We start from the raw sequence: 1,390 nt of genomic DNA on the forward strand, positions 1-1,390 counted from the left end.
CGGGAGTGTAATTTAAACTGTGTCATTTCCATATTTTACTTTACTGGCCCTGTTGGTGTACTGGTGTGAATCCTTACAGCAACAGGGCCATCTTTTGAAGCGCGTCTCACTTCAAGTCCAGCTGCATCCTGTCCCCGAACCATATCGAGAGCTGCTGGGCCGTCTGGCTCCAATTGGCAAGCGGCATCACCCACTTTTTGCTGATGTTCTGGTGCGAGAGGTAAATCAGCTTCAGCAGGGCCATATCTGATGGGAAAGCCCCCTTCGTTTTGGTCACCTTGCGCACCTGGCGGTGAAAGCCCTCGATGGTGTTGGTGGTATAGATCAGCTTTCTGATCGGCTCGGTGTACTTAAAGTACGTGCTGAGCTTTTCCCAGTTCCGCTGCCAGCTCTCGATGACCTTGGGGTACTTTCTGCCCCACTTCTCCTCCAGCTCCAACAGCCGCAGCTCGGCCAGCTCCTTTGACTCAGCCCGGTACACGGGCTTCAGGTCCCGCATGAACTCCTTCTGGTCCTTGGAGCCCACGTACTTGATGCTGTTTCTTATCTGATGCACGATGCAGCTCTGCACCTCGGTTTGCGGGAAGACACTGGCAATGGCCTCGGCAAAGCCCTTCAGGTTGTCGATGCAGGCGATGAGCATGTCGGCAACGCCCCGCTGCTGCAGGTCGGTGAGCACTGAGAGCCAGAAGGCAGCCCCCTCGCTTTCGGAGACGTACACGCCCAGCAGCTCCTTGTGGCCGTGGCGGTCAATACCTAAAATGTTATAAACAGCTTTCGAGATGGTGCGCCCTTCCTGCCGCACCTTGTAGTGCATGGCGTCCAGCCAGACGATGCAGTAGAGCCTATCCAGCGGCCGGGCCTGCCACTCCTTGACCTGGGGCACGATCTTCTCGGTGAGGGCGGCCAGGGTGTCGTGGGAGATGTCCATGTCGTACATCTCCTTCAGGTGCGAGGAGATGTCGCGTAAACTCATCCCCAAGCCGTACATGCTCAGGATGCGGGGCTCCAGGTTCTCGGCCAGCACCGTCTCCCTTTTTTTGATGATCTGCGGCTCGAAGCTTGCCGAGCGGTCGCGGGATGATTCTACTTCAATCATTCCGTCTGAGGTGCGAACTTGCTTTGATACTTTGCCGTTGCGGCGGTTGCCTTGCTGCCGTTGCTCGGCGTTAAGGTGCAGGTCCATCTCCGCGTCCAGGGCGGCCTCTAAGAAGTGCTTCAGCAAGGGGCCAAGGGCGCCGTCTTTGCCGAAGGTGGGTTTGCCGCTCCGGAACTCCTCCAGGAACTGGCGCTTGATCTTCTCCAGATCCAGCTCGTTTCTCTCTTCCATGTTGACTGTGTTAAAGGTAATACTGCTAATCCTTTGACACAGTTTATTTTACAGCCTCGC

At 56.2% G+C, this 1,390-nt stretch carries 1 protein-coding gene; it reads right to left on the reverse strand.

Translation table 11 applies throughout. The features are described 5' to 3' along the window. Positions 1-106: 106 nt before the first annotated feature. Positions 107-1,330 (reverse strand): IS256 family transposase, encoded by a 1,224-nt coding sequence (locus PXG97_RS21430; RefSeq protein WP_276499893.1) that lies wholly within the window; start codon positions 1,328-1,330, stop codon positions 107-109. Positions 1,331-1,390 lie beyond the last annotated feature (60 nt).

Origin of the sequence: Pontibacter litorisediminis, assembly GCF_029360645.1 — a bacterium.
Lineage (GTDB): Bacteria > Bacteroidota > Bacteroidia > Cytophagales > Hymenobacteraceae > Pontibacter > Pontibacter litorisediminis.

What these genes read in the sequence shown, in the direction of transcription:
- PXG97_RS21430 (WP_276499893.1), bottom strand. Translation starts at nt 1,330, where the DNA reads ATGGAAGAGAGAAACGAGCTGGATCTGGAGAAGATCAAGCGCCAGTTC.